Genomic DNA, 21,268 nt, shown 5'->3' with positions numbered 1-21,268 from the left:
CGCTCAACGGACGTACGCCTGGGCATCGGAGCGGCACGCCATCCGTTACCACCGCACACGCGCGGTGCCGGAGCGGTGACCGTGCGGTCCGCATGCGGCCATTTGGACCACAGTCTTCCTTCGCGCGGCGCACTCACATTGTCACGATGTGAACTGGGAGCGCTCCCAGAACGAAGCGTGCCCGAAGCACCACCCGAGTACTACTTCTGCAGCGACGTGACGTTCACCGGGTGACGGGGAGGAGCGGGGGCCGGTGGCAGTCCGGCCCCCGCTCGCCCTTCCCGAGGTCGACAGCGGGTCAGGCCCGGTTGCCGATCCGCCGGTCGTGGAAGTCCGGCCCCGGGTCGGGGAACGCGTCCGGCTCGCCCTCGTCGTACCGGCGCTCGACCACCCGCAACGCGCCCAGCAGGTCCGCGCTCGACAGCGCGCCCCGCTCCCCTCCCCCGTCGGCCCGGATCGGCATCCGGCCGACCGAGGACCACCTCAGCCGACCGGAGTCGTCGAGGTAGCTGCGGGCCCGGCCCATGTTGTCCGCGTGCAGGCAGTACGGCACGTCGAGGTACCCGAACGCGAACGCCCGGACGATCGCCTTGCCGACGTCGGCGTCCAGCTCCAAGACGGCGTCCACCAGCGCCCTCGCCTCCGCGAGCAGGCCGGTGTCCTCCGGCACGAGGTCGACGGTCGTGCGCGCGGCGACACCCGCCGCGAACTCCAGCGCCTCCACGTTCTCCGCGACGGTCGGGATGCGGTACGCCTCCGCGACCGTCTTGACGATCAGCCGGGCCGCCCCGCCGCGCACGGCCAGGGCCGCCGCGTCGCCGAGCAGCCTCAGGGCGCCCCGCCTGCTGCGCGGGTACACGCCCATGTACGCGTACAGCACCACGTGCCAGTCCACATCGGACAGGTGCTCGGCGGCGAGCGCGTGCAGCGCGTGCAACGCCTCCAGGTCCTGCCCCGCGTGCGTCTGCTGGGCGAGGCTGAGCGAGACGCTGGTCAGGCCGTGCCGGCGGAAGAACAGGCCCTCCAGCACGGTGATCGCGACCAGCAGGCTGGGCGGGCAGAGCTGCCCGAGCATGCACCCGCCGAAGCTCTCCAGGTGCGGCTCGAAGCCCAGTTCGCCCAGCTCGGCGAACCGCTCGCAGCACGACGCCCAGCTCTGCACGGCCCGGGTGAGCGGCACCCGGCTGTACGGCAGGCAGTACGACGCCGGGCCGCCCTCGGTGGCGTCGAGGCCGAGCCCCACCATGGCGTCGAACACGGCCGACGGCAACGCGCTGCCGTGCCGCACCTGCACCGGGAACCCCGGGTGACCGACGCCGTCCAGCACGGACAGCGTGATGAACGGGTCGAGGCTCGCGATCGGGTACCCGTTGAGGTCGACGCCGTCGGCCAGCGCCGCCCGCACCGCGGCGAAGTCGCCGACCCGGGTGTAGCTGTCCAGCGTGATGGTGCCCGCCGTCGTGGCGTCGGCGTGCTTGGTGGCCAGCAGGCCCGCGAGCATCCGCTGCGGGTCGGCGAAACCCATGCGCGGCTGGACGACGAGGCCGCCGCGGGCCGCGACGGCGCGGACGTGGCCGGCGAACGAGGGTCGCGCGGGCGTGGTCATCCCACCCCTGCTTCCACCGACGCGGGTGGCAGGGCGGACTCGATGAACCCGAGGAACCCCCGGACGTCCGAGCTGTCCTGGAACACCGCGTCGAAGCCGGCCGCCGCGAGTTCGGCGGCGTACCCGCGGTCGGCGGCGCCGGCGACGCCGAACTTGCCGCCGATCACCACCGGCAGGCCGCGCAGCTCCGGCACGTCGCGGAGGCGGCCGATCAGCCGCTTGCCGTCCACGTGGCCGTGGCCGTTCACCGTGCTGATCACCACCGCGTCCGGCCGGTGGGCGACGCACTCCGAGATGAGCAGGTCGTCCGGCACGCACGCGCCGACGTTCACCACCTCGTGCCCGCTCTCCTCCAAGAGCAGTTGCAGGAACACCAGGTTCCACGTGTGCGAGTCCGACGAGACGCTGGACAACAGGACCTTAGGCTTGCGTGGCGCAAGGACTCTCATCGTTCTCCTAGAGCGGGATGTTGCCGTGCGCGCCGCGCCGCGCGGGCGCGTTCGCCAGGGCCTCGGCGAGCTTGCGCCGGGTCAGCGCCGGCTCGATCACCTCGTCGACGACGCCGATCTCCATCGCCCGGTGCACGCCGCCCGCGACGCGTTCCTGCTCGACGATCAGCGCGGCCTCCACCTCGGCGCGGTCCGGCTCCGGTGTCGCGGCGAGCTTCTTGCGGTGCAGGATGCCGACGGCGGCCTTCGCGCCCATCACCGCGACCTCGGCGCCGGGCCAGGCGAACACCGCCGTGGCGCCGAGGCACCGGGCGTTCATCGCGATGTACGCGCCGCCGTAGGACTTGCGCAGCACCAGGGTCACCCTCGGCACGACCGCCTCGGCGAAGGCGTGCAGGAGCTTCGCGCCCCGCCGCACCACGCCGCCCCACTCCTGGCCGACGCCGGGCAGGTAGCCCGGCACGTCGACCAGGACCACCAGCGGCACGCCGAACGAGTCGCACATGCGCACGAACCGGGACGCCTTCTCCGCGGAGAGCGAGTCGAGGCACCCGCCCTTGCGCAACGGGTTGTTGGCGATCACGCCGACCGGCGCGCCCGCCAGCTCCCCCAGGCCGATGACGACGTTGGGCGCCCACTTGGCCTGGAGCTCCTCGAACGAGTCGTCGTCGAGGACCGCCCGGATCACCGGCTTGACGTCGTAGGCCCGGCGGGGTGACTCCGGGAGGAGGCCGGACGGGTCGGTGACGGGGACGTCGGAGGTGGACAGGTCGAACTTCACCGGACGGGACAGCAGGCCGGTGATGCGACGAGCCCTCACGTAGGCGTCGGGCTCGTCCTCGGCGATCACGTGGACCACGCCGGACTTGCGGCCGTGCGCCTCCGCGCCGCCCAGGCCGTCCATGTCGATCTGCTCGCCGGTGACGCTGCGGACCACGTCCGGCCCGGTGACGAACACCTTGCCGGCCGGGGACATCACGACGACGTCGGTGAGCGCCGGGCCGTAGGCCGCGCCTCCCGCCGCGGGACCGACGACCACGGAGACCTGCGGCACCCGGCCGGAGGCGCGGATCATCGCCGCGAACACGTGGCCCACGGCGTCCAGCGCCTCGACGCCCTCGGCGAGCCGGGCGCCGCCGGAGTGCCACACGCCGACGACCGGGCAGCCCTCCCGCACGGCGGTCTCGATGGCGTCCACGATGTGCCGGCAGCCCTCGCCGCCCATCGCGCCGCCCATGCGCGTTCCGTCGGTGCAGTAGGCGATCACCGGCGAGCCGTCGATCCGCCCGCGCACGGCGAGGACGCCCGAAGCGTCCTCGGCGTGCAACGGGACGAACGCGCCGGGGTCGAGCAGTCCACGCAGCCGCACGTGCGGACTGCGCGGGTCGGACGCCTCGACACCGTGATCGGCGGGCGGCCGGTCGGTCAGGACGGTCATCATCAGCTCCACGGGTGTGTTGTGGACAACCTGCTCGCCGCCGAAGGCATCAGCCGCTTCGATGAGGTGGACGCCAGTGTCACGAGCGCCGGACCGGGCGATCAATGTCCTTGCAATTACATGCAGTGACGACGGCGGTCCGGCCCGGACGACCGTTGGGGCACAAGGACATTGCCGGTTGCTGCACTTTCGTTGCGCCGGGCACCGGCGGCACGGTCAGCTGACGCCGCTGTTCCGTCACGCGCCGCCACGGCCGGGACCCCGGAGCGGACCGGACCCGGCGGGCCACCCCCACCCCGCCGGGTCCGGTTCACCCGGTGTGCACGCGACAACGCCGTGGCCATAGGCTTTTCTTATGCGGGATGACGATGCGTGTCCGTCGTTCCGTTACTCCGGCCGTGTACGGTCCGTGCCGTCATGTACACCGCCCGCCATGAACAGCATGCGAACCACAGGCGACCAGCCGCACGCCCGTCGGCACGAATCCGGCTGGTCGAAGTGCTCGCACCGCTACCCCGGACGCCGTAGTCGCGACTGCGTCGTCCGGTCGTTCCCGGCGGGCTACCGGCATGCTGTTGGCGGAGCGGACACTGGGGTGACGACGTGGATGGCGACTGGCCGCAGTTCGACACCACCCGCGAGGTGGAGCAGGACTTCATCGACATCTACCGGTTCCTGTTGGACGGTCCGGCCGGCGCGGAGGAGTGCGCCGCCGCCACCGGGCAGTCCATCGAGGCCGTGAACCGGGCGCTGCACAGCCTTGCCGAGTACCGGCTGGTGCGCCCGACGCTCGCCAACCGCGAGCAGTGGGAGGCCGTGTCCCCTGACGCGGCGGCGGCCGAGGTCCTCGGCCCGATGCAGGCGCAGGTGCACAACCTGATGCGGTGGGGCAACGAGGTCCGGCAGACGTTGGGCGGCTTCACGTCGCTCTACCAGGACGCGTACCGCAAGCAGCACCTCCAGTCGAGCACCGAGATGGTGCGCGGCGGGGACGAGGTGCGCCGGCGGCTGGACGACCTGGCCAAGCAGGCGCAGAACGAGGTCCTCGCGGTGCACCCGACGATGGCGCCGGTCGAGGTGCTGCGCGCCGGGTCCGACCTCGACCGGTCGCTGCTGGAACGCGGCGTGACGTACCGGGTGGTGTGGCCGCACTCGGCGCGGCGGCAGTCCGAGGCGGTCCAGTACATGCGGCTGCTGCAGGACCTCGGCGGCGACGTGCGCACGGCCGCGATGCCGCCGTCCCGGATGATCCTGCTGGACGGGCAGATCGCGCTGGTGCCGCTGCCGCCCGGGCAGGGTCCGGGCGCGGCCATCCTGCGCGACCCGGTGATCCTCGACTTCCTGTCCCACATCTTCGAGCACATCTGGGAGCGGGCGCAGCCGGTCAACTCCATCGAGTACGACGAGGCCGTGTTCGAGGACATCGAGCTCGCGATCCTGTCCGACCTCGCCCTGGGCAAGACCGACGAGGCGATCGCCCGGCGGTTGGCGATCTCGACCCGGACCCTGCGGCGCTACCTCAACACGTTGTTCGAACGGCTCAACATCGAGACCAGGTTCCAACTCGGCGTCGCCGCGGCCCGGGCCAACCTCATCACCCTGCCCAACGAGCAGGGCGGCACGGGCTCCGGCTGACGCCGGTTGTCGTTACCCCGCCCCGATTTTCGGGTGCGATTTTTCCGGCCCCGAGCTTCCGGGAAGGATCTTCGGGCGTCGATTTTCGCGCGGACGACCGTCCGGGAACGATCTTCCCGAACGATCTTCCGCGCGCCGATTTTTCCGGCGCCGGTCGCGGTCGTCGTCGTGCGGCGACCGTCGTGGCCGCCGCCGCGGGTTACCAATTCGGGTCGACCCAGTAGGGCAACGGGGGCTCGGGCGGATCCTCCGGCGGTTCTTCCCGTCGTCGATTTCCGTCGTGGCCGCCGTTCCGGGGATCGTCCTCGGCACGGCCCTCCTCCGACGGTCCCGGGGGCGGTGGCAGGCCGGATGACCTCTCGTCATCGTCGTCCCCGTCGCACCTGGATCGCATGCGGCATCCTCTCCACGGCTCTCCCCCAGCCGAGCCCCATTCTGGCCGACCCCCTGCCGCGCGGACGGCACGCCGGCCTGTCACATCCCGGCCTGTCCGGAAACGGACGCCCGTCGCGGCCGGCCGTTTTTTCCGGGGCCGGACGCGGCCGATCACAGATTTCGCCGTGGTGTTGAAGGAATCCTGGACGTACGCGTCCCGGCCACCGAGAGTTCAACTCTCCATTTGAGACGCCGCTCCCCGCGCCTCCCGTGGCCAATTTTTGACAGCCGCCGGCCGGGTTCGGACACCGCGCATCCCTGGCCACCGACGGCGCCGGGTGGATTTGATTATTCGTGTCAGCCCACCCCCAAAAGGGGATGCGAATAAAACTCACAAGGGAGTGACCCGTGCCGAACCTCCGTCGCGTTCTGGTCTCCGTCACACTGGCAACCACAGCCTTCTCCGCCACGTCCCTCTGGACGGACGGCCTCGCGCCCACCACCCCGGCCGGCGCCGAGACCACCGTCCTCGCCTCGGTCAGCTACCAGAGCGGCCTCTTCTGGCCGACCGGGCACCGCCCGGTCTGATCGACGGCCGCCGTGCCGAGCGCCAGGTGTTTTCGAATTCAACAATCTTCCGCACCACGACTCCTTCCGCTGGCCGAGGGACGATGAATGACTGACTCCGCAACCGGGCAACTGCCCGACTCCGCGTTTACCGCCGTCGAACACCTGCTGGTCGGGATTCGGCGGGAAGTGCTCCTGTTGGTTCCGGCGTACACCCCGGACTCGTTCGAGTTCTCCAGCCAGGTGATGGACGGCGTGCTGCGCCGCGGCGGGCAGTTGCGCGTCGTGTGGGCGTCCGAGTTCGTCGACCAGGCGCCGGTGGTGGCGTTCGCCCGGTGGCTCGGCGCTCGCGGCGTCGTGCCGCGGGCGGCGCACCACGTGCCCGTCCGGGCCGTGATCATGGACCGCCAGGTCGGCGTCCTCCTGGACGACCGGCAGCCCGAACTGGTGCGGACGTCGTCCGCGCTGGAATCCCTGTGCCGATTCGCCGACCGCCTGTGGGAACGCGCACGGCCGGTGCGCAGCGCCACCGTCGCCGAGTCCTCCGGCCACGGCCCGTCCCGCAGCGAGCTGGTGCTCCAGCTGCTCGCCGAGGGCCTGACCGACGAAGCCGTCGCGAGGCGCATCGGCGTCAGCGTGCGGACCGTGCGCAACGACGTCGCCTCGACCATGACGCACATGGACGCCCGCAGCCGGTTCCAGGCGGGCGTGCGCGCCGCCCGGCTCGGCCTCGTCTGATTTCCCCGCCTGTCCCGTCGCCGTCGCCCTCGTCGACGGGACGGGCGGCGCCCGGCCGGCCGGTTAGCCGATCGGCGCGCTGCCGCGGCTCACGACCTCGCCCGGCAGCAGTACGCCACGCCGCCGGTCCCCCGTGCCGAGCAGCTCCACGAGCGCGGCGGCGACCTGGTCCAGCGGCTGCCGCACGGTGGTGAGCCCGCCTTCCACCACGGACGCGGCCGGCGAGTCGTCGAAGCCGGTGACCGCGATGTCCTCGCCCGGACACCCACCGCGCCGGCGCACCTCCCGCAGCACCCCGACGGCCAGCGTGTCGCTCACCGCCATGATCGCGGTCGGCGGGTCGGCCGAGTCGAGCAACGCGCGTGCCGCCGCCTCGCCCGCCTCCGGGCAGTCCGCGTCCGCCGCCACCACCAGGTCGTCGCCCGACGGCAGGTCGTGCCGCTCGCAGCCCGCCCGCCACCCGGCGACCCGGTCGAGCACCGCCACCGTCGGCACGGTCAACCCGACCAGCCCGACGCGGCGGTGGCCGATCCGGTGCAGTCCCGCGACCAGCCGGGCGCACGCGCCCGCGCCGTCCACGTCGACCCACAGCCCCGGCTGGGCGCCGTTGGTCGGCCACGTCCGCCCGAACACCACGAACGGCACGTTCCGCTCGGTGAGCCACAGGTGCCGCGGGTCGTCGCGCACGGTGTCGGTCAGCACGAACGCGTCCACGGCCCGCTGCGCCAGGAGCTCGTCGAACGCGTCGACGTTCTCGGGGTCTTCGGGCGTGGTGAACAGCAGCATGTGGCGGCCGACGTCCTCGACCGCCCGCGCCAGCGCCCGCGGGAACTGGCTCATGATCGACGTGGGCGCGACCCGCGCGGACATCCCGTAGCCGACCAGTCCGGCCGACCGGGCGTTCGGGGTCCGCCCGCCGCGGTCCGGCCGGTAGCCGAGGGCCTCGATGGACGCCAGCACGCGGTCCCGGACGTGGGGCTCGACCTGGTTCGGGGTGGCGAGCACGGCCGCCACGGTCTGCCGCGACACACCGGCGTGCATCCCGACCTGGGCGACCGTGACCGGAGCGCCGGGTCGTGGTGACTGCGCCATCGACAACCTCCCGTGGGCGTCGCCACGTGAGCGGTCGACGCGTCGCGGTGTCCGGGGTGCGCCGTTAGAGCGCTCCAACCGGAAGCCGCACCTCTGTGTGTGCCGCGTTCGACGTCGGGAGGGGCCGGCCGGTTCCGGAACGCGCGCGATCCCGAACCCGTTCCAGGGCGTGGGACGCGCGCGTTCCGGTCCGATCAGGACCAGTCGGCCTCCAGGAGGTCGATCTCCGCCTGGGAGAGCGTCACGAGGGACAGGTCGGACGGGGTGTGACCGCCGGTGTCGGGCTCGTCGTCCAGGTGGGCCAACACGTCGAGCGCGCGCAGCCAGGTGTCGGCGAGGTCCGCGACCTCCGCCTCCGACAGCAGGCGGGCGGGCCACGTCCACTCCGCGACCAGGCGCGGTCCGTCCACGTGGTCCTCGGTGTGGGCGTTGACCTCCAGCACGTGGGTCATCGGCATCGCCGGGTCGCCGCCGCTGCCCAGCGGGTCGGCCTCCGCCGCCGCCGTCCAGTCGGCCTCGCCGTCCACCACGGGGAACCGGCCCAGGTAGTTGAACCCGAGCTGCGGCTCCGGCAGGTCCGCCGGCACGCGGGCGCCGTCCGGCGCCAGGTGGCGCAGCAGCCCGTACCCGATCCCGTTGTCCGGCAACGCCCGCAGCTGCTCCTTCACCCGCTTGAGGACGTCGCCCAGCTGCTTGCCACCGCGCCACACGTCGTTCCAGTTCCGCACGCCGGGGTCGAGCCGCGCCGGGTACAGGCTGGTGAACCACCCGACCGTGCGTGACAGGTCGGCGCCCGCCACCTGCTCCTCCCGGCCGTGACCCTCCAGGTCCAGCAGGACGGTGCCGTCGCCGCCGTGCGACCGCCTGCGCCGCCAGTCGCCGACGGCCAGCGCGAGGCCCGTGAGCAGCACGTCGTTGACGCCGGCGTGGTAGGCGGCGGGCACGCTCGTCAGCAGCCGGGTGGTGGCGTCGGTCGGCAGCACGCGGGTCAGCGCGCGGCCGGTGGACATCACGTCCCGCGCCAGGTCCAGCGGGCCGACGCCGAGCAGGGGGTCCGGTCCGCCGAGGACGTCCGTCCACAACGGCAGCTCGGCGGCCCGCTCCGCGTCGCGGGCGGCGGCCCCGAGCCGTTCCGACCACGTGCGCAGCGACGTGCCGACGGGCTCCAGCCGGGGCGTGCGGCCGACCGCGAGGGCCTGCCACGCGGCGGCGAGGTCGGGCACCACGATCCGCCACGAGACGCCGTCCACCACGAGGTGGTGCGCGGTGACCAGCAGCCGTCCGGGGCGGTCGGGGCCGGCGTCGAACCACACCACCTGCACCAGGTTGCCCGCGCCGGGGTCGAGGCGTGCCGCCGCGGCGGCGGTGTGCTCGGCGACGACCGCGCGGAGGTCCGCCGTGCCGCTGACGTCGACGCGCCGCACCTTGTCGTCCGCGCGGACCGCGCCCGGCTCGGGCACGTGCAACGTCCAGTCGGCGTGGTCGAGCCGGGCGCGCAGGGCGTCGTGCCGGTCCAGCACGGCCTGCACCGCACCGACGAGCAGGTCCTCGCCCAGGTCGGCGGGCACGTGCAGCAGCATCGACTGGTTGAACCGGTCGACCGGCCCGCCGCGGTCGCGCAGCCACCGCATCACCGGCGTCGGCGGCACGGCGCCCACGCCGATGTCGGCGACGGTCGGCTGTCCGGTGTCGGTCACGCGGGCGACGGCGGCGAGGCGTTCGGGCGTCTTGTGCTCGAACACCTCGCGCGGGGTCAGCTCCAAACCCGCCTTGCGCGCCCGGCTGACCAGCTGGATGGACACGATGCTGTCGCCGCCCAGCTCGAAGAAGCTGTCGTCCGCGCCCACGCCCGGCACGCCGAGCAGGTCGGCGAACAGGTCGCACAAGGTCCGCTCGGCGGGTGTCCGGGCGGCCCGGCCCCCCGCCGCGGTGGACAGGTCCGGCGCGGGCAGCGCGGCCCGGTCCAGCTTGCCGTTCGGGGTCTGCGGCAACGCGGCCAGCACCACGAACGCGCCGGGCGTCATGTAGTCGGGCAACGCCTCGGCGACGTGCCGGCGCAGGTCGGCGACCTCCACCGGGGCGTCGCCGCGCGGCACGACGTACGCGACGAGCTGCTTCACGCCGGGGCGGTCCTCCCGCACCTGCGCGGTCACCTCGGCCACCCGCGGGTGGCGGGCCAGCACCGACTCGACCTCGCCCAGCTCGATCCGGAAGCCGCGGATCTTCACCTGGTGGTCGGCCCGGCCGCAGAAGACCAGCTCGCCGTCCGGGAGGGCGCGGACCACGTCGCCGCTGCGGTACATGCGGCTGCCGGGAGGGCCGAACGGGTCGGCGACGAACCGCCCGGCGGTCAGGTCGGGCCGGTTCAGGTAGCCGCGGGCCAGGCCCGCCCCGGCGATGTACAGCTCGCCCCGCACGCCGGGCGCCACCGGCAGGAGGTTGTCGTCCAGCACGTACAGGCGGGTGTTCGTGATCGGCCTGCCGATCGGCGGTGTCGTCGCGCCGGTCAGCGGCTCGCTCATCGACGCGCACACGGTCGACTCGGTCGGCCCGTAGGCGTTGATCATGCGGCGGCCCGCGGACCACCGGGCCACCAGCTCGGTGGTGCTCGCCTCGCCCGCCACGACCAGCGTGCCGCCGGGGATCAGGTCGTCCTCGGCGGGCATCGCGGCCAGCGCGACGGGCGGGATGGTGGCGTGCGTGACGCGGTGCGCGCGCAGCAGGTCGGTCAGCGGGTCGCCGGGCGCCAGCCGGTCCGGCGCGGCCACCACGAGCGCCGCGCCGGACAGCAGCGACATGCACAGCTCCCAGAACGCCGCGTCGAAGCTCGGCGACGAGAACTGGAGCACGCGGCTGCCGGGGCCGACGTCGAACTTCTCCACCTGCGTGGCGAGGAGGCTCGCGACACCCTGGTGGGTGACGACGACACCCTTCGGGCGGCCGGTCGAGCCGGACGTGTAGATCAGGTACGCGGGGTGCGCGGGACGCACGTCGGGGTTCTCGGCGGGTTCGGCGGTGTGGCGCAGGGCGAGCGTGGCCGGGTCGTCCAGCAGCAGGGTCGCCGCGCCGTCCGGCAGCCGGTCCGCGACGGCCGACGTGGTGAGCACCAGGGCGGGCCGGGCGTCGTCGAGCATGTAGGCGATGCGGTCGCGCGGGTAGTCGGGGTCGACGGGCAGGTACGCCGCGCCCGCCTTCAGCACGGCGACCAGCGCGACCACCATGTCGACGGACCTCGGCACGGCCACCGCCACGAACCGCTCCGGGCCGATGCCGCGGTCGGTCAGGAGGCGCGCCAGGCGGGCGGCGCGGTCGTCCAGCTCGGCGTACGAGATCTCCTCGTCGCCGCACAGCACGGCCGGCGCGGACCCGTCCCACCGCACCCGCGCGGCGAACAGCTCGGGCACGGTGGCCGCGCCCACGTCGGCCGCCGTGTCGTTCCACTCCTCCAGCACCAGCCGGCGTTCCGCGGGGTCGAGCACGTCGAGCCGCCCGACCGGGGTCCCGCCGGCCTCGACCAGGACGTCGACCAGCCGCAGGAACCGCCGCAGCACGGCGTGCACGGTGTCGGCGTCGACGACGTCGGACCGGTAGTCCAGCCGCACCCGCAGCCGGTCGCCCGGCGTGAGCACGACGGCCAGCGGGTAGTGGCTGGTGTCGCGGTCCTCCACCCGCGTGACGCGCGGCGTGCCGGCCGGGCCGGACTGCGCCTCGAACGGGTAGTTCTCCACCATCGTGGTGGTGTCGAACAGCTCGCCGACGCCGGCGAGCCGCTGGATGTCGGTCAGGCCGAGGTGCTGGTGCGGCATCAGCGCCGCCTGCTCGTCCTGCACGCGGACCAGCAGCTCGACCAGCGACTCGCGCGGGTCGACCGCGACCCGGACCGGCAGCGTGTTGATGAACAGGCCCACCATGTCCTCGACGCCGGGCAGCTCCGGCGGGCGGCCGGACACCGTCGTGCCGAAGACGACGTCCGTGCGGCCGGTGAGGCGGCCCAGGAGCAGGCCCCACAGCCCCTGCAGCACGGTGTTGACGGTGAGGCCGTGCCCGCGGATGCGACCGCGCAGCCGCGCGGTGAGGTCGGCGGACAGCTCGGTGGTGATCTGCTCGGGCAGCACGGCCGCCCGTCCGGCCGCCTCGGGCGCGATCCGGGTCGGCTCCTCCACGCCGGCCAACGCCGTGCGCCACGCCTCCTCGGCCGCCCGCCGGTCCTGCGCGGCCAGCCACGCCAGGTGGTCGCGATAGCGCCCGGCCGGCGGCAGGGTGGCGCCCTCCCCCGCGTACAGCGCGAGGAGGTCGCGGGTGATCAGCGGGGTGGACCAGCCGTCCATCAGGATGTGGTGGCTGGTCAGGAGCAGCCGGTGCCTGGTGGGCGCGAGGTGGATCAGGGTGCCGCGCAGCAGCGGCGGGCGGGCCGGGTCGAAGCCGGTGCGCTGGTCCTGGGCCAGCAGCGCGGCCAGCACCTCGTCGTGCGCCTTGGCGTCCATGGTGGACAGGTTGACCTCGTGCCACGGCAGCTCGACGGCGCTTGGCACGAACTGCACGGGCACGCCCGCGTCGGTGTGCCGGAACCCGGCGCGCAGGGTCGGGTGCCGGTCCAGCAGCGCCTGGCAGGCGGCGCGCAGGGCGGCCGCGTCCACCTCGCCGTCGAGGTCGATCACGGTCTGCCCGACGTAGACGTCGAGCCCGCCCTCGTCGTAGAGGGTGTGGAACAGCAGGCCCTCCTGCAACGGCGACAGCGGCAGCACGTCGTCCAGCGCGGGCACGTCCGCTTCCAGCCGCTCGACCTCGTCCTGCGACAACGCGACCAGCGGGAAGTCCGAGGGCGTGCGGCCGCCCGTGCCGGCGCGGGTCACCAGCGCGTCCAGCGCGGCGAACCACGACGCGGCGAGGTCGGCGACCTCGTCCTCCGACAACGCCTCCCCGGCCCACGACCAGGTGGCGCTCAACCGCGGCCCGTCCGCGTGGTCGCGGGTCATCGCGTTGACTTCCAGCGCGTACGGCAGCGGCAGCGCCGGGTCCATGCCGTTGTCCAGCACGTCCTGGCCGCCCGTCATGGTCCAGTCGGCGTCCGCGTCGACCGGGAAGCGGCCGAGGTAGTTGAAGCACACCTCGGGCTCGGGGAACGCGGCCAGCGCCGGTCCCGTCGCGGGGTTGAGGTAGCGCAGCAGGCCGAAGCCGATCCCCTTGTCCGGCAACGCCGCCAGCTGCTCCTTGACCCGCTTGACGGCCTTGGCGGCGCCGTCGCCGCCCGCCGCGACACGCGCCAGGTCGGTCTCGCCCGCGTCGAGGCGGACCGGGAAGACGCTGGTGAACCAGCCGACCGTGCGGGACAGGTCGACGCCGTCCAGGACGTCCTCGCGGCCGTGGCCCTCGACGTCGATCAGCACGTCGGCGCCGCCGGCGCCCCGGCGCCGACGCCGCCAGTCCACCACCGCGAGCGTGAACGCGGCCAGCAGCACGTCGTTGACGCCCGCGTGGAACGCGGCGGGCAGGGTGGTCAGCAGGGGCGCGGTCCGGTCGGCGGGCAGGTCGACGGTCAGCGTGCGCAGGGTCGCGGCCACGTCGCGCGCCGGGTCCAGCGGCCGGGCCGTGAGCGCGGGTTCGGTCGCGCCGGAACCCGCGAGGATCTCCGTCCACAGCGGGAGTTCGGCGGCGCGGGCCGGGTCGTTCGCGTGCCCGGCCAACCGCTCGGCCCAGCCCCGGAACGACGTGGGCACCGGTTCCAGCGCGGGCCGGTCGCCCCGGTCGAGCGCCTGCCAGGCGGCGGTGAGGTCGCCGAGCAGGATGCGCCACGACACGCCGTCCACGACGATGTGGTGCACCAGCAGCAACAACCGGCCCGACCGCTCGGGGCCCGCGTCGAACCACACGGCCCGCAGCAGCTCGCCCGCCGCCAGGTCGAGTTCCCGTTCCGCCCGGTCGGTCCACTCGGCGACCACGGCGTCCCACCGGTCATCCGCGATGCCGGAGACGTCCACCCGGCGCACGTGGTCGGCCGCGGTGACGGCGTCGGCGGGCGGGATCTCGGCGGTCAGCCCGGCCGTGCCGGGCGTGTGGAGCACCCGCATGCGCAGGGCGTCGTGCCGGTCCAGCAGCGCGCCGACGGCCGTGACGAGCCGGTCGTGGCCGAGGTCGGCGGGCACCCGCACGAGGATCGACTGGTTGTACCGCGTGCTGGGGGCCGACCACTCGCGCAGCCAGTGCATGATCGGCGTCGGCGTGACGGGGCCGACGCGGGTCTCCGGGCGCTCGGCCACCGCCTGCTCGGCGGCCACCGCCACCGTGGCCAGCCCCTCGGCCGTCTTGCGCTGGAACACGTCGCGCGAGCTGAACCGCAGACCGGCCCGGCGGGCCCGGCTCACCAGCTGGATCGCGACGATGCTGTCGCCGCCCAGGTCGAAGAAGCTGTCGTCCACCCCGACCCTCTGCAGGCCGAGCACCTCGGCGAACAGCCCGCACAGCAGGGCTTCGCGCGGTGTCCTCGGCTCGGCCGCGCTCGTCGTGACGGCGAGGTCGGGGACGGGCAGGGCGGCGCGGTCCAGCTTGCCGTTCGGGGTCAGCGGCAGCACGTCGAGGGCGACGACGGCGGCGGGCACCATGTGCTCCGGCAGCACCTCGCCCACGTGCTTGCGCAGCACCGCCGCGTCCGGCAGCGAGCCGCCCGGCTCCGCCGTGACGTACGCGACGAGCTGCTTGGCGCCCGGACGGTCCTCGCGCACCACGACGGCGGCGTGCGCCACGTCCGGGTGCGTGGTCAGGACGTTCTCGATCTCGCCCAGCTCGATCCGGAAGCCGCGGATCTTCACCTGGTCGTCGGCGCGGCCGGTGAAGTCGAGCGTGCCGTCCTCGGTCCAGCTCACCAGGTCACCGGTGCGGTACATGCGGCTGCCGGGCGGGCCGAACGGGTCCGCGACGAACCGGTCGGCGGTCAGCCCCGGGCGGTTCAGGTAGCCGCGGGCCACGCCGACGCCGGCGAGGTACAGCTCACCCGTCACGCCGGGCGGCACGGCGCGCAGGGACGCGTCCAGCACGTACAGGCGGGTGTTGCGGATCGGCTTGCCGATCAGCGGCGTGGCGCTGTCCGCGATCCGCCAGAACAACGCGTCGACCGTGCACTCCGTCGGGCCGTACGTGTTGAAGCCGACCACGTCGGTCCGCGCGCCCAGGTCCGTCCACAACGCCTGCGGCACGGCCTCGCCGCCCAGGTTGATCGCGCCCGGCACGTGGCGGCGCGGGTCGAGGACGCCGACGGACGCCAGCTGGTGGAAGTAGGTCGGGGTGAGGTCGAGGTAGTCGACGTGGTGCTCGGCGATGTACTCGGCGACGGCGTCCGCGTCCCGGCGGGTGTCGTCGTCCAGCAGGTGCAGCTCGTGGCCCGCGACCATGCCCGCGATCGGGCTGAGCGAGGCGTCGAAGGAGAACGACGCCGAGTGCAGCAGCCGCAGCCGTCCGCCGTGGGCGACCGGGTCGAAGACGTTGAGCCGGTAGTTGAGGTACAGGTTCGTGAGGCCGCCGTGGCAGACGACGACGCCCTTCGGCTTGCCCGTCGAGCCGGACGTGTAGATGACGTACGCGGGGTGCAGGGGGTCCGCGGTGACGTCGAGGTCGCCGCCGGGTTGGTCGGCGAGCGCGTCCACGACGGCCGGGTCGTCGAGGACGAGCACCTCGCCGTCGTGCGCTTCCGGGAGCTGGTCGGCGACGGCGGTCGACGTGAGCAGGAGGGCCGGGCTCGCGTCGCCGAGGAGGTACGCGATCCGCTCGGCGGGGTAGCCGATGTCCACCGGGAGGTACGCGGCGCCGGCCTTCAGCACGGCGAGCAGCGCGACCACGAAGTCGGCCGAGCGCGGCAGTGCCAGCGCCACCAACGTTTCCGGCTTCGCGCCGTGCGCGACGAGCAGGCGGGCCAGGCGGTTCGCGCGGGCGTTGAGGTCCGCGAAGGACAGTGCGTCGCCGTGGCAGACGACGGCCGTGTCGTGCGGCGTCGCGGCGGCCTGGCGCTGGAAGAGCCGGGCCAGGTCCTCGGTCGGCGCCGGGTGATCCGTGTCGTTCCAGTCGGACAGCACGGACGTCCGCTGGGCCGGTGTCAGCAGCTCGACCAACGCGGCCGGTCCCGGCGCGTGATCTTCGAGGTGCGGCGTCACGTGTGCGGTCTCTGGCATGGTTGTCCACCCTCGAACTGGTCGATGCTGGTCCGGGCCCGGCGACGGGATCGCCCGCGCGGAGCCGGGCAGCCGGCTTGCCACCGGGACCGATTATCGAGTCGTGGAGCCACTTCCAGACCGCGCCTGCCGCAACCTGCACCCCGGTCGGGCACCCCGTCGCGGGCGCGCGCGAACACCGCGGACGTGGGACGTCCGCGGTGTTCGGGAAGGGCGTGGGGCTAGGCCGGCGCGGTGAGGGCGCGTCGGCGGGCCGCGCGCAGCCACTCGGCCCGGATCAGGCCGCTGGGCAGGCGGATCAGGAGCCAGTAGCGGGTGAACCTGCGGCGTGTCGCCTCGTCCGTGGCCAGCACGCGGGTCTCCGTGCGGACGGCTCCGCCGGCGCGGCGGAAGTTGAACGCGACCTTGTAGTGGCCGGGGTCGGTGACGTTGCGGAAGATCTCGGCGGCCTCGGCCGGGTCGGAGCCGAGGGCCACGGAGCCGGCGGGGTCGGTGGTGCGGACGGCGGCGCCGATCACGACCTCGTCCGGGCCGCGGCCGAGGACGGTGAAGCCGCCGCTGGTGAGGTCGGCGAGGAAGGGGCGGTCCGGGGGCATCCTGGTGCGGCCGAGCGAGCCGAGGAACAGCAGCGCCCGGAACAGCGGCACCTCCGACCACGTGACGCGCTCGATCGCGGCCAGCACGTCGGTGTCACCCCGCGCGTCCAGCTCGTGCCGCTCGTCGAACTGCCACTCGGGCAGCACCTGGTCCAGCAGACTGGGGGTCATTCCACGCCTTTCGCCGTCGACCGGGTGTTCCGCTGGTGCACGAGCGCCGCCAGACCGACCAGGACGCCACCCACGAACCAGTAGGGCTCGTAACCGAACAGGCTGAACTTCTCCGGCGTGGACAGGGTGTCCTGCTCGCCGCGGGCCAGCACGACCGCCGCCTGGACCACGGTCGGCACCGAGTGCACCAGGCACAGCGCGCACATGCCCCACGCCGCCGCCAGCCGCATCCACCGCCGCAACCGCAGCCCCCACGGCCGGATCAGGGCCAGGCCCAGCACGCCGCCCGCCACGCACAGCGGCACGGCGACGATGTCGATGATCAGCAGGAGCGTGTGGTCGGGCACCGAGAAGCCCTCGGGCAGCCCGAACCCGCCCCCGAACGCCCAGTACACGTGCAGGACGGCGAAGGCGAACGCCCACACCGCGGTCCCGTAGCCGAACCAGGGAGTGCCGGTGGCGCTCGTCGTGCCGATCGAGGTCGCCGGACGTCCGTGCATGAAATCCCCTTCGTCGCGGCGCCGCGCAGCGCGCCGCCCAGGCCCAGGATAGGGCGCTGGCGTCGCCGACCGGTGACCGAACGTCACGTCTGCACGTTGCTGCACGTCGGGGCGTCGTCACGGGTGGTCACCGGGTTCGGCGGACCATCGTGAACAGCACGCGGAGCACGAGCACGCTGCTCAGCACGAGCAGGTTGTAGCCGATGACCTGGAACAACGAGACGTCGGCGGTGATGTCCGGTCCCCCGTCGGTGCTCATCAGCAGCACCGCCATCACGCCTGTCGCCGCGCCGAGGAACGCCGTGGTCACCTGGTCCAGCATCGCGGTCACGGCCTGCCGGTCGCCGTCGTCGGACAGCAGCCGGACGCGCACCGAGAACTGGCCGCGCTCCAGCGCGCCGGTGATCCGGTCGAGCCGGCGCGGCAGCTTGCGCAGCATCGGCAGCAGCGCCAGCGCCTCGTCGGCCACCGAGCGGCGCAGCGACGAGGCCGTGAACCGGTCGGAGAAGATCTTGGACGCGCACGTGCGCGCCTCGGTCATCAGGTCGAACGGCTGGGCGACGCACGCGAGGGTGCCGTCCAGCGTGATCAGGCAGCGGAACACCGCGGCCACCTCCGGCGGCACGACCAGGCCGAACTTGGCCGTGAGCCGCAGCAGCGCGGTGAAGACCTCGAGGTTGGGGCCGGTGGAGCCGGCCAGGTGCAGCGCCATGAACTGGCCGAGCGCGCGTTCCAGCTTGGTCTCGTCGACCTCCTCGGCGGGCACGGCCAGCTCCAGCAGCGCGTCGCGCAGCGCCGCCGCGTCGCCGGTGTTCGCGGCGAACAGCAACCGCTGCAACGCCGACCGGACCGCGGTGTCGAGCCGGCCGACGGAGCCGTAGTCGAGCAGGGCGAGGCGGCCGTCGGACAGCACGAGGACGTTGCCGGGGTGCGGGTCGGCGTGGAACACGCCGTCCACGAGGATCTGCCGCAGCACGCAGCCCAGCAGGTCGCGCGCCAGCTCCTGCCGCTTGGCCGGGTCGAGGTCGCGCAGCCCGGTGGCCTCGCCCAGGGGCGTGCCGTCCAGCCGGTCGAGCACCATGACGCGCTCGGTGCACAGCCGCTCGTGCAGGGTGGGGAGCACGACGTCGGTGTCGCCGGACCGGCCCGCGCTCACGGCGAGGGTGTTGCGGACCTCCACCCGGAAGTCCAGTTCCTCGCGCAGCGCGCCGGAGAAGCCCGTGGCCAGCTCGCGGATGCCGATCGCGGCGCCCCAGCGGGTGCGGGCCTCGAGCGTGCGGGCGAGCCGGGACAGGATGTCGAGGTCGCGGGTGACGACGGCGCGGATGCCGGGCCGCTGGATCTTCACCACCACGTCCGTGCCGTCGAGCAGGCGGGCGCGGTGCACCTGGGCGATCGCGGCGGCGGCCATCGGCCGCTCCTCGAACGACGCGAACACCTCGTGCACCGGACGGCCCAGCTCCTCTTCGAGCAGGTCGCCGATCTCGTCCCAGCCGACCGGTGTGACGTGGCTGTGCAGGCGGGACAGCTCGGACACGAACTCCGGCGGCAGCAGGTCGCTGCGGGTCGCCATGAGCTGGCCCAGCTTGACGAACGTGACGCCGCCCTCTTCGAGCGCCAGGCGCAGCGACCGGGCGGGCCGGCGCGGCCCCGAGCGGGCGCGGGTGCGCGTTCCCCGCAGGTAGGGGCCGAGGCCGTGGCGGACCGCGATGCCGGTGATCCGCGAGTACCGCCGGGTGCGGGAGATCCGGCTGCGGAGGCCCTTCACCCAGTCGGTCGGCCAGCCGAGCGAGCCGGTCGGCGCGACCGCCTCGGCGGCCACGAGGAACATGACCGCCACCGTCAGGGCGACGCCTATCTGGATGGTGATCAGGACGGGCTGGTTGCCGGTCGGCCGCACGGCCACGCCGAACACCGTCTCGGCGATCAGGCCGAGCCCGCCCGCCATGAGCGTCCTGGTCACGCCGACCCGCAGGCCGAGCAGCTTGCGGGCCAGCGCGGCCAGCACCGCGACGGCCAGCAGGGTGCCGCCGATGAACAGCGGCGCGAACAGCACCTCGCTCATGACGGGCCGCCCGGGGTTCGTCGGGCGAGCGGAGACGTGGTCGTCATGACTCCCCCTCCTGGAGGCAGATCTCGGGCAGGCGTGGACGGGACGGGACGCGAGGTGGCGCGTCCCGGCGTCCGCGTCAGACGGTGGCCGAGCGGTACTTGCGGACCGCGAGCGGCACGATGACCAGCAGCGCCAGGGCGAGCCACGCCAGGGCCAGCGGGATCGGGTTGCGGGCGGCGAAGCTGTCGCCCGCGGCGGCCGGGTTGCCCCACAGCGCCCGGCAGGCGCTCGCGACGGCGCTGATCGGGTTCCACTCGGCGATGGCGCGCAGCCACGCGGGCAGGCCGCCGAGCGGGACGTACGCGCTGGACAGGAACATGAGCGGCATCAGCAGCAGCGACGGCAGCGAGGCGGCGGCCTCGGGGCTCTTCACCTTCATGCCGAGCAGCGCGCCCAGCCACGCCATCGTGAAGCCGAACAGCAGCAGCACGCCGAACCCGGCGATGGCGGCGAGCACGCCGCCTTCCAGGCGCCAGCCGATGGCGTAGCCGACGGCGGTCATGGCGACGCAGGTGACGGCGCGCAGCGCGGTGTCGCCGACCGTGCGGCCGACCAGCACGGCCGACGGCGACATCGGCAGCGAGCGGAACCGGTCCACCAGGCCGTTGCCGAGGTCTTCCAGCGTGCCGAGGGCCGTGTTCGGGACGGCGGTGATCATGACCTGGGTGAAGATGCCGGCCATGATGAACTCGCCGTAGTCGCCGCCGGGGATGGTGATCGCGCTGCCGAACAGCACGCCGAACAGGACCACGAACACCATGGGCAGGACGGTGGCGCTGACGAGCTTGTCCGGCATCCGCCGGAGGTGCAGCAGGTGGCGCCCGACGAGGGCGCTCCAGTCGGTGAGGACCGCGTTCATGCCGTGCTCTTCTCTCGGGAGACCTCGTCGACGCCACGCGGGGCGCCGGTGAGGGCGATGAACACATCGTCGAGGGTGGGCCTGCGCACGGCGAGGTCGACGAGGTCGACGCCGGCGCCGTGCAGTGCGGACACCGCGGCGGAGACGGTGGAGTCGCCGGTCAGGGTGAGCGACACGGTGAGGCCGTCGGGCGAGACCGAGGACGTGGACGAGATGGCGCGGGTGAACGCGTCGGCGACCACGAGGCCGTCGGCGGCGTGCGCCACGGTGACGTCCAGCCGGTCGTGGCCGACCTTGCGCTTCAGCTCCTGCGGCGTGCCGTCGGCGATGACGACGCCCTTGTCGACCACGGCGACGCGGTCGGCGAGCTGGTCGGCCTCTTCGAGGTACTGGGTGGTGAGCAGCACGGTCAGGCCGCGGTCGACCTCGGCGCGGATCATCGCCCACAGGTCCAGCCTGCTGACCGGGTCGAGGCCCGTGGTGGGCTCGTCCAGGAAGAGCACGGCGGGGTCGGCGAGCAGGCTGGCCGCGAGGTCGAGGCGGCGGCGCATGCCGCCCGAGTAGGTGCCGCTGAGCCGGTCGGCGGCCTCGGTCAGGTCGAACCGGGCCAGCAGCTCCTCGGCCCTGGCCCCCGCGCCGCGCCGGCCGAGCCGGTGCAGCACGCCGATCAGGTGCAGGTTCTCGCGGCCGGTCAGCTTCTGGTCCACGGCGGCGTACTGGCCGGTGAGGCCGATCTTGCCGCGGACCTCCTTGGCCTGCGTGACGACGTCGTAGCCGGCCACCGTGGCGCGGCCCGCGTCGGGCCGCAGGAGCGTGGCGAGCATGCGCACGGTGGTGGTCTTGCCCGCGCCGTTCGGCCCGAGCACGCCCATGATCGTCCCGGCGGGCACGGCCAGGTCGACGCCGGCGACGGCCTCGGTGTCGCCGTAGCGCTTGCGGAGTCCCTCCGCGTGGATCGCGTAGTCCATCT

13 protein-coding genes are annotated in these 21,268 nt (G+C 73.7%); 3 read left to right on the top strand and 10 right to left on the bottom strand.

What is annotated here, in order from left to right:
- Nucleotides 1-298: 298 nt before the first annotated feature.
- From ACRAKH_RS15645 to ACRAKH_RS15635, 3 genes are read right to left on the bottom strand one after another with little or no spacing between them, the layout of a single operon-like run.
- Entirely contained in the window at nucleotides 299-1,606 is a 1,308-nt protein-coding gene (locus ACRAKH_RS15645; RefSeq protein WP_380723096.1) for a methylaspartate mutase, read from the bottom strand.
- The gene (locus ACRAKH_RS15640; protein WP_380723098.1) at nucleotides 1,603-2,019 is read right to left on the bottom strand and encodes a cobalamin B12-binding domain-containing protein; all 417 of its coding nucleotides are present in this window, start codon (nucleotides 2,017-2,019) and stop codon (nucleotides 1,603-1,605) included. The genes ACRAKH_RS15645 and ACRAKH_RS15640 overlap by 4 nt, the downstream gene beginning before the upstream one ends.
- Nucleotides 2,020-2,062: 43 nt before the next feature.
- Nucleotides 2,063-3,493: an acyl-CoA carboxylase subunit beta gene (locus ACRAKH_RS15635; protein ID WP_447009900.1), complete on the bottom strand. Its 1,431-nt coding sequence runs from the start codon at nucleotides 3,491-3,493 to the stop codon at nucleotides 2,063-2,065.
- Nucleotides 3,494-4,096: 603 nt separating this feature from the next.
- Between ACRAKH_RS15635 and ACRAKH_RS15630 the strand changes: the two genes are divergently transcribed.
- The 3 genes from ACRAKH_RS15630 to ACRAKH_RS15620 all read left to right on the top strand — a co-directional run bounded on the left by ACRAKH_RS15630 (nucleotide 4,097) and on the right by ACRAKH_RS15620 (nucleotide 6,808).
- A complete protein-coding gene (locus tag ACRAKH_RS15630; RefSeq protein ID WP_380723100.1) occupies nucleotides 4,097-5,128 on the top strand; it encodes a helix-turn-helix transcriptional regulator in 1,032 nt (343 codons plus the stop codon).
- 783 nt (nucleotides 5,129-5,911) lie between these two features.
- Nucleotides 5,912-6,091 (top strand): hypothetical protein, encoded by a 180-nt coding sequence (locus ACRAKH_RS15625; RefSeq protein ID WP_380723102.1) that lies wholly within the window; start codon nucleotides 5,912-5,914, stop codon nucleotides 6,089-6,091.
- A gap of 87 nt (nucleotides 6,092-6,178) precedes the next feature.
- Nucleotides 6,179-6,808 (top strand): helix-turn-helix transcriptional regulator, encoded by a 630-nt coding sequence (locus ACRAKH_RS15620; protein ID WP_380723104.1) that lies wholly within the window; start codon nucleotides 6,179-6,181, stop codon nucleotides 6,806-6,808.
- A 63-nt stretch (nucleotides 6,809-6,871) separates the two neighbouring features.
- Here the strand turns inward: ACRAKH_RS15620 and ACRAKH_RS15615 are convergent, their stop codons facing one another.
- The 7 genes from ACRAKH_RS15615 to ACRAKH_RS15585 form a co-directional block, all read right to left on the bottom strand.
- A complete protein-coding gene (locus tag ACRAKH_RS15615; protein ID WP_380723106.1) occupies nucleotides 6,872-7,900 on the bottom strand; it encodes a substrate-binding domain-containing protein in 1,029 nt (342 codons plus the stop codon).
- Nucleotides 7,901-8,094: 194 nt separating this feature from the next.
- Nucleotides 8,095-16,059, bottom strand: coding sequence for an amino acid adenylation domain-containing protein (locus ACRAKH_RS15610; protein WP_380723108.1), 7,965 nt, complete (start codon nucleotides 16,057-16,059; stop codon nucleotides 8,095-8,097).
- A gap of 221 nt (nucleotides 16,060-16,280) precedes the next feature.
- A complete protein-coding gene (locus tag ACRAKH_RS15605; RefSeq protein ID WP_380723110.1) occupies nucleotides 16,281-16,826 on the bottom strand; it encodes a hypothetical protein in 546 nt (181 codons plus the stop codon).
- The gene (locus ACRAKH_RS15600) at nucleotides 16,823-17,326 is read right to left on the bottom strand and encodes a DUF3995 domain-containing protein (RefSeq protein WP_380723111.1); all 504 of its coding nucleotides are present in this window, start codon (nucleotides 17,324-17,326) and stop codon (nucleotides 16,823-16,825) included. Before ACRAKH_RS15600 ends, ACRAKH_RS15605 begins: the two co-directional genes overlap by 4 nt.
- Before the next feature lie 127 nt (nucleotides 17,327-17,453).
- On the bottom strand, nucleotides 17,454-19,391 hold the full coding sequence (locus ACRAKH_RS15595; protein ID WP_380723113.1) for an ABC1 kinase family protein: 1,938 nt from the start codon (nucleotides 19,389-19,391) through the stop codon (nucleotides 17,454-17,456).
- Nucleotides 19,392-19,515: 124 nt separating this feature from the next.
- Nucleotides 19,516-20,298, bottom strand: coding sequence for an ABC transporter permease (locus tag ACRAKH_RS15590; RefSeq protein ID WP_380723115.1), 783 nt, complete (start codon nucleotides 20,296-20,298; stop codon nucleotides 19,516-19,518).
- Entirely contained in the window at nucleotides 20,295-21,266 is a 972-nt protein-coding gene (locus ACRAKH_RS15585; protein ID WP_380723117.1) for an ATP-binding cassette domain-containing protein, read from the bottom strand. Before ACRAKH_RS15585 ends, ACRAKH_RS15590 begins: the two co-directional genes overlap by 4 nt.
- Nucleotides 21,267-21,268: the final 2 nt, after the last annotated feature.

It is taken from the genome of Saccharothrix hoggarensis, from assembly GCF_052936025.1.
The sequence above is the reverse complement of the archived record's forward strand: the minus strand, read 5'-3'. Positions and strand labels throughout refer to the sequence as shown.

Bases quoted from the DNA above. Each gene is read 5' to 3' on its own strand.
- ACRAKH_RS15645 (WP_380723096.1), bottom strand. From the start codon at position 1,606: ATGACCACGCCCGCGCGACCCTCGTTCGCCGGCCACGTCCGCGCCGTC.
- ACRAKH_RS15635 (WP_447009900.1), bottom strand. From the start codon at position 3,493: ATGACCGTCCTGACCGACCGGCCGCCCGCCGATCACGGTGTCGAGGCG.
- ACRAKH_RS15620 (WP_380723104.1), top strand. From the start codon at position 6,179: ATGACTGACTCCGCAACCGGGCAACTGCCCGACTCCGCGTTTACCGCC.
- ACRAKH_RS15615 (WP_380723106.1), bottom strand. From the start codon at position 7,900: ATGGCGCAGTCACCACGACCCGGCGCTCCGGTCACGGTCGCCCAGGTC.
- ACRAKH_RS15610 (WP_380723108.1), bottom strand. From the start codon at position 16,059: ATGCCAGAGACCGCACACGTGACGCCGCACCTCGAAGATCACGCGCCG.
- ACRAKH_RS15605 (WP_380723110.1), bottom strand. From the start codon at position 16,826: ATGACCCCCAGTCTGCTGGACCAGGTGCTGCCCGAGTGGCAGTTCGAC.
- ACRAKH_RS15600 (WP_380723111.1), bottom strand. From the start codon at position 17,326: ATGCACGGACGTCCGGCGACCTCGATCGGCACGACGAGCGCCACCGGC.
- ACRAKH_RS15595 (WP_380723113.1), bottom strand. From the start codon at position 19,391: ATGAGCGAGGTGCTGTTCGCGCCGCTGTTCATCGGCGGCACCCTGCTG.
- ACRAKH_RS15590 (WP_380723115.1), bottom strand. From the start codon at position 20,298: ATGAACGCGGTCCTCACCGACTGGAGCGCCCTCGTCGGGCGCCACCTG.
- ACRAKH_RS15585 (WP_380723117.1), bottom strand. From the start codon at position 21,266: ATGGACTACGCGATCCACGCGGAGGGACTCCGCAAGCGCTACGGCGAC.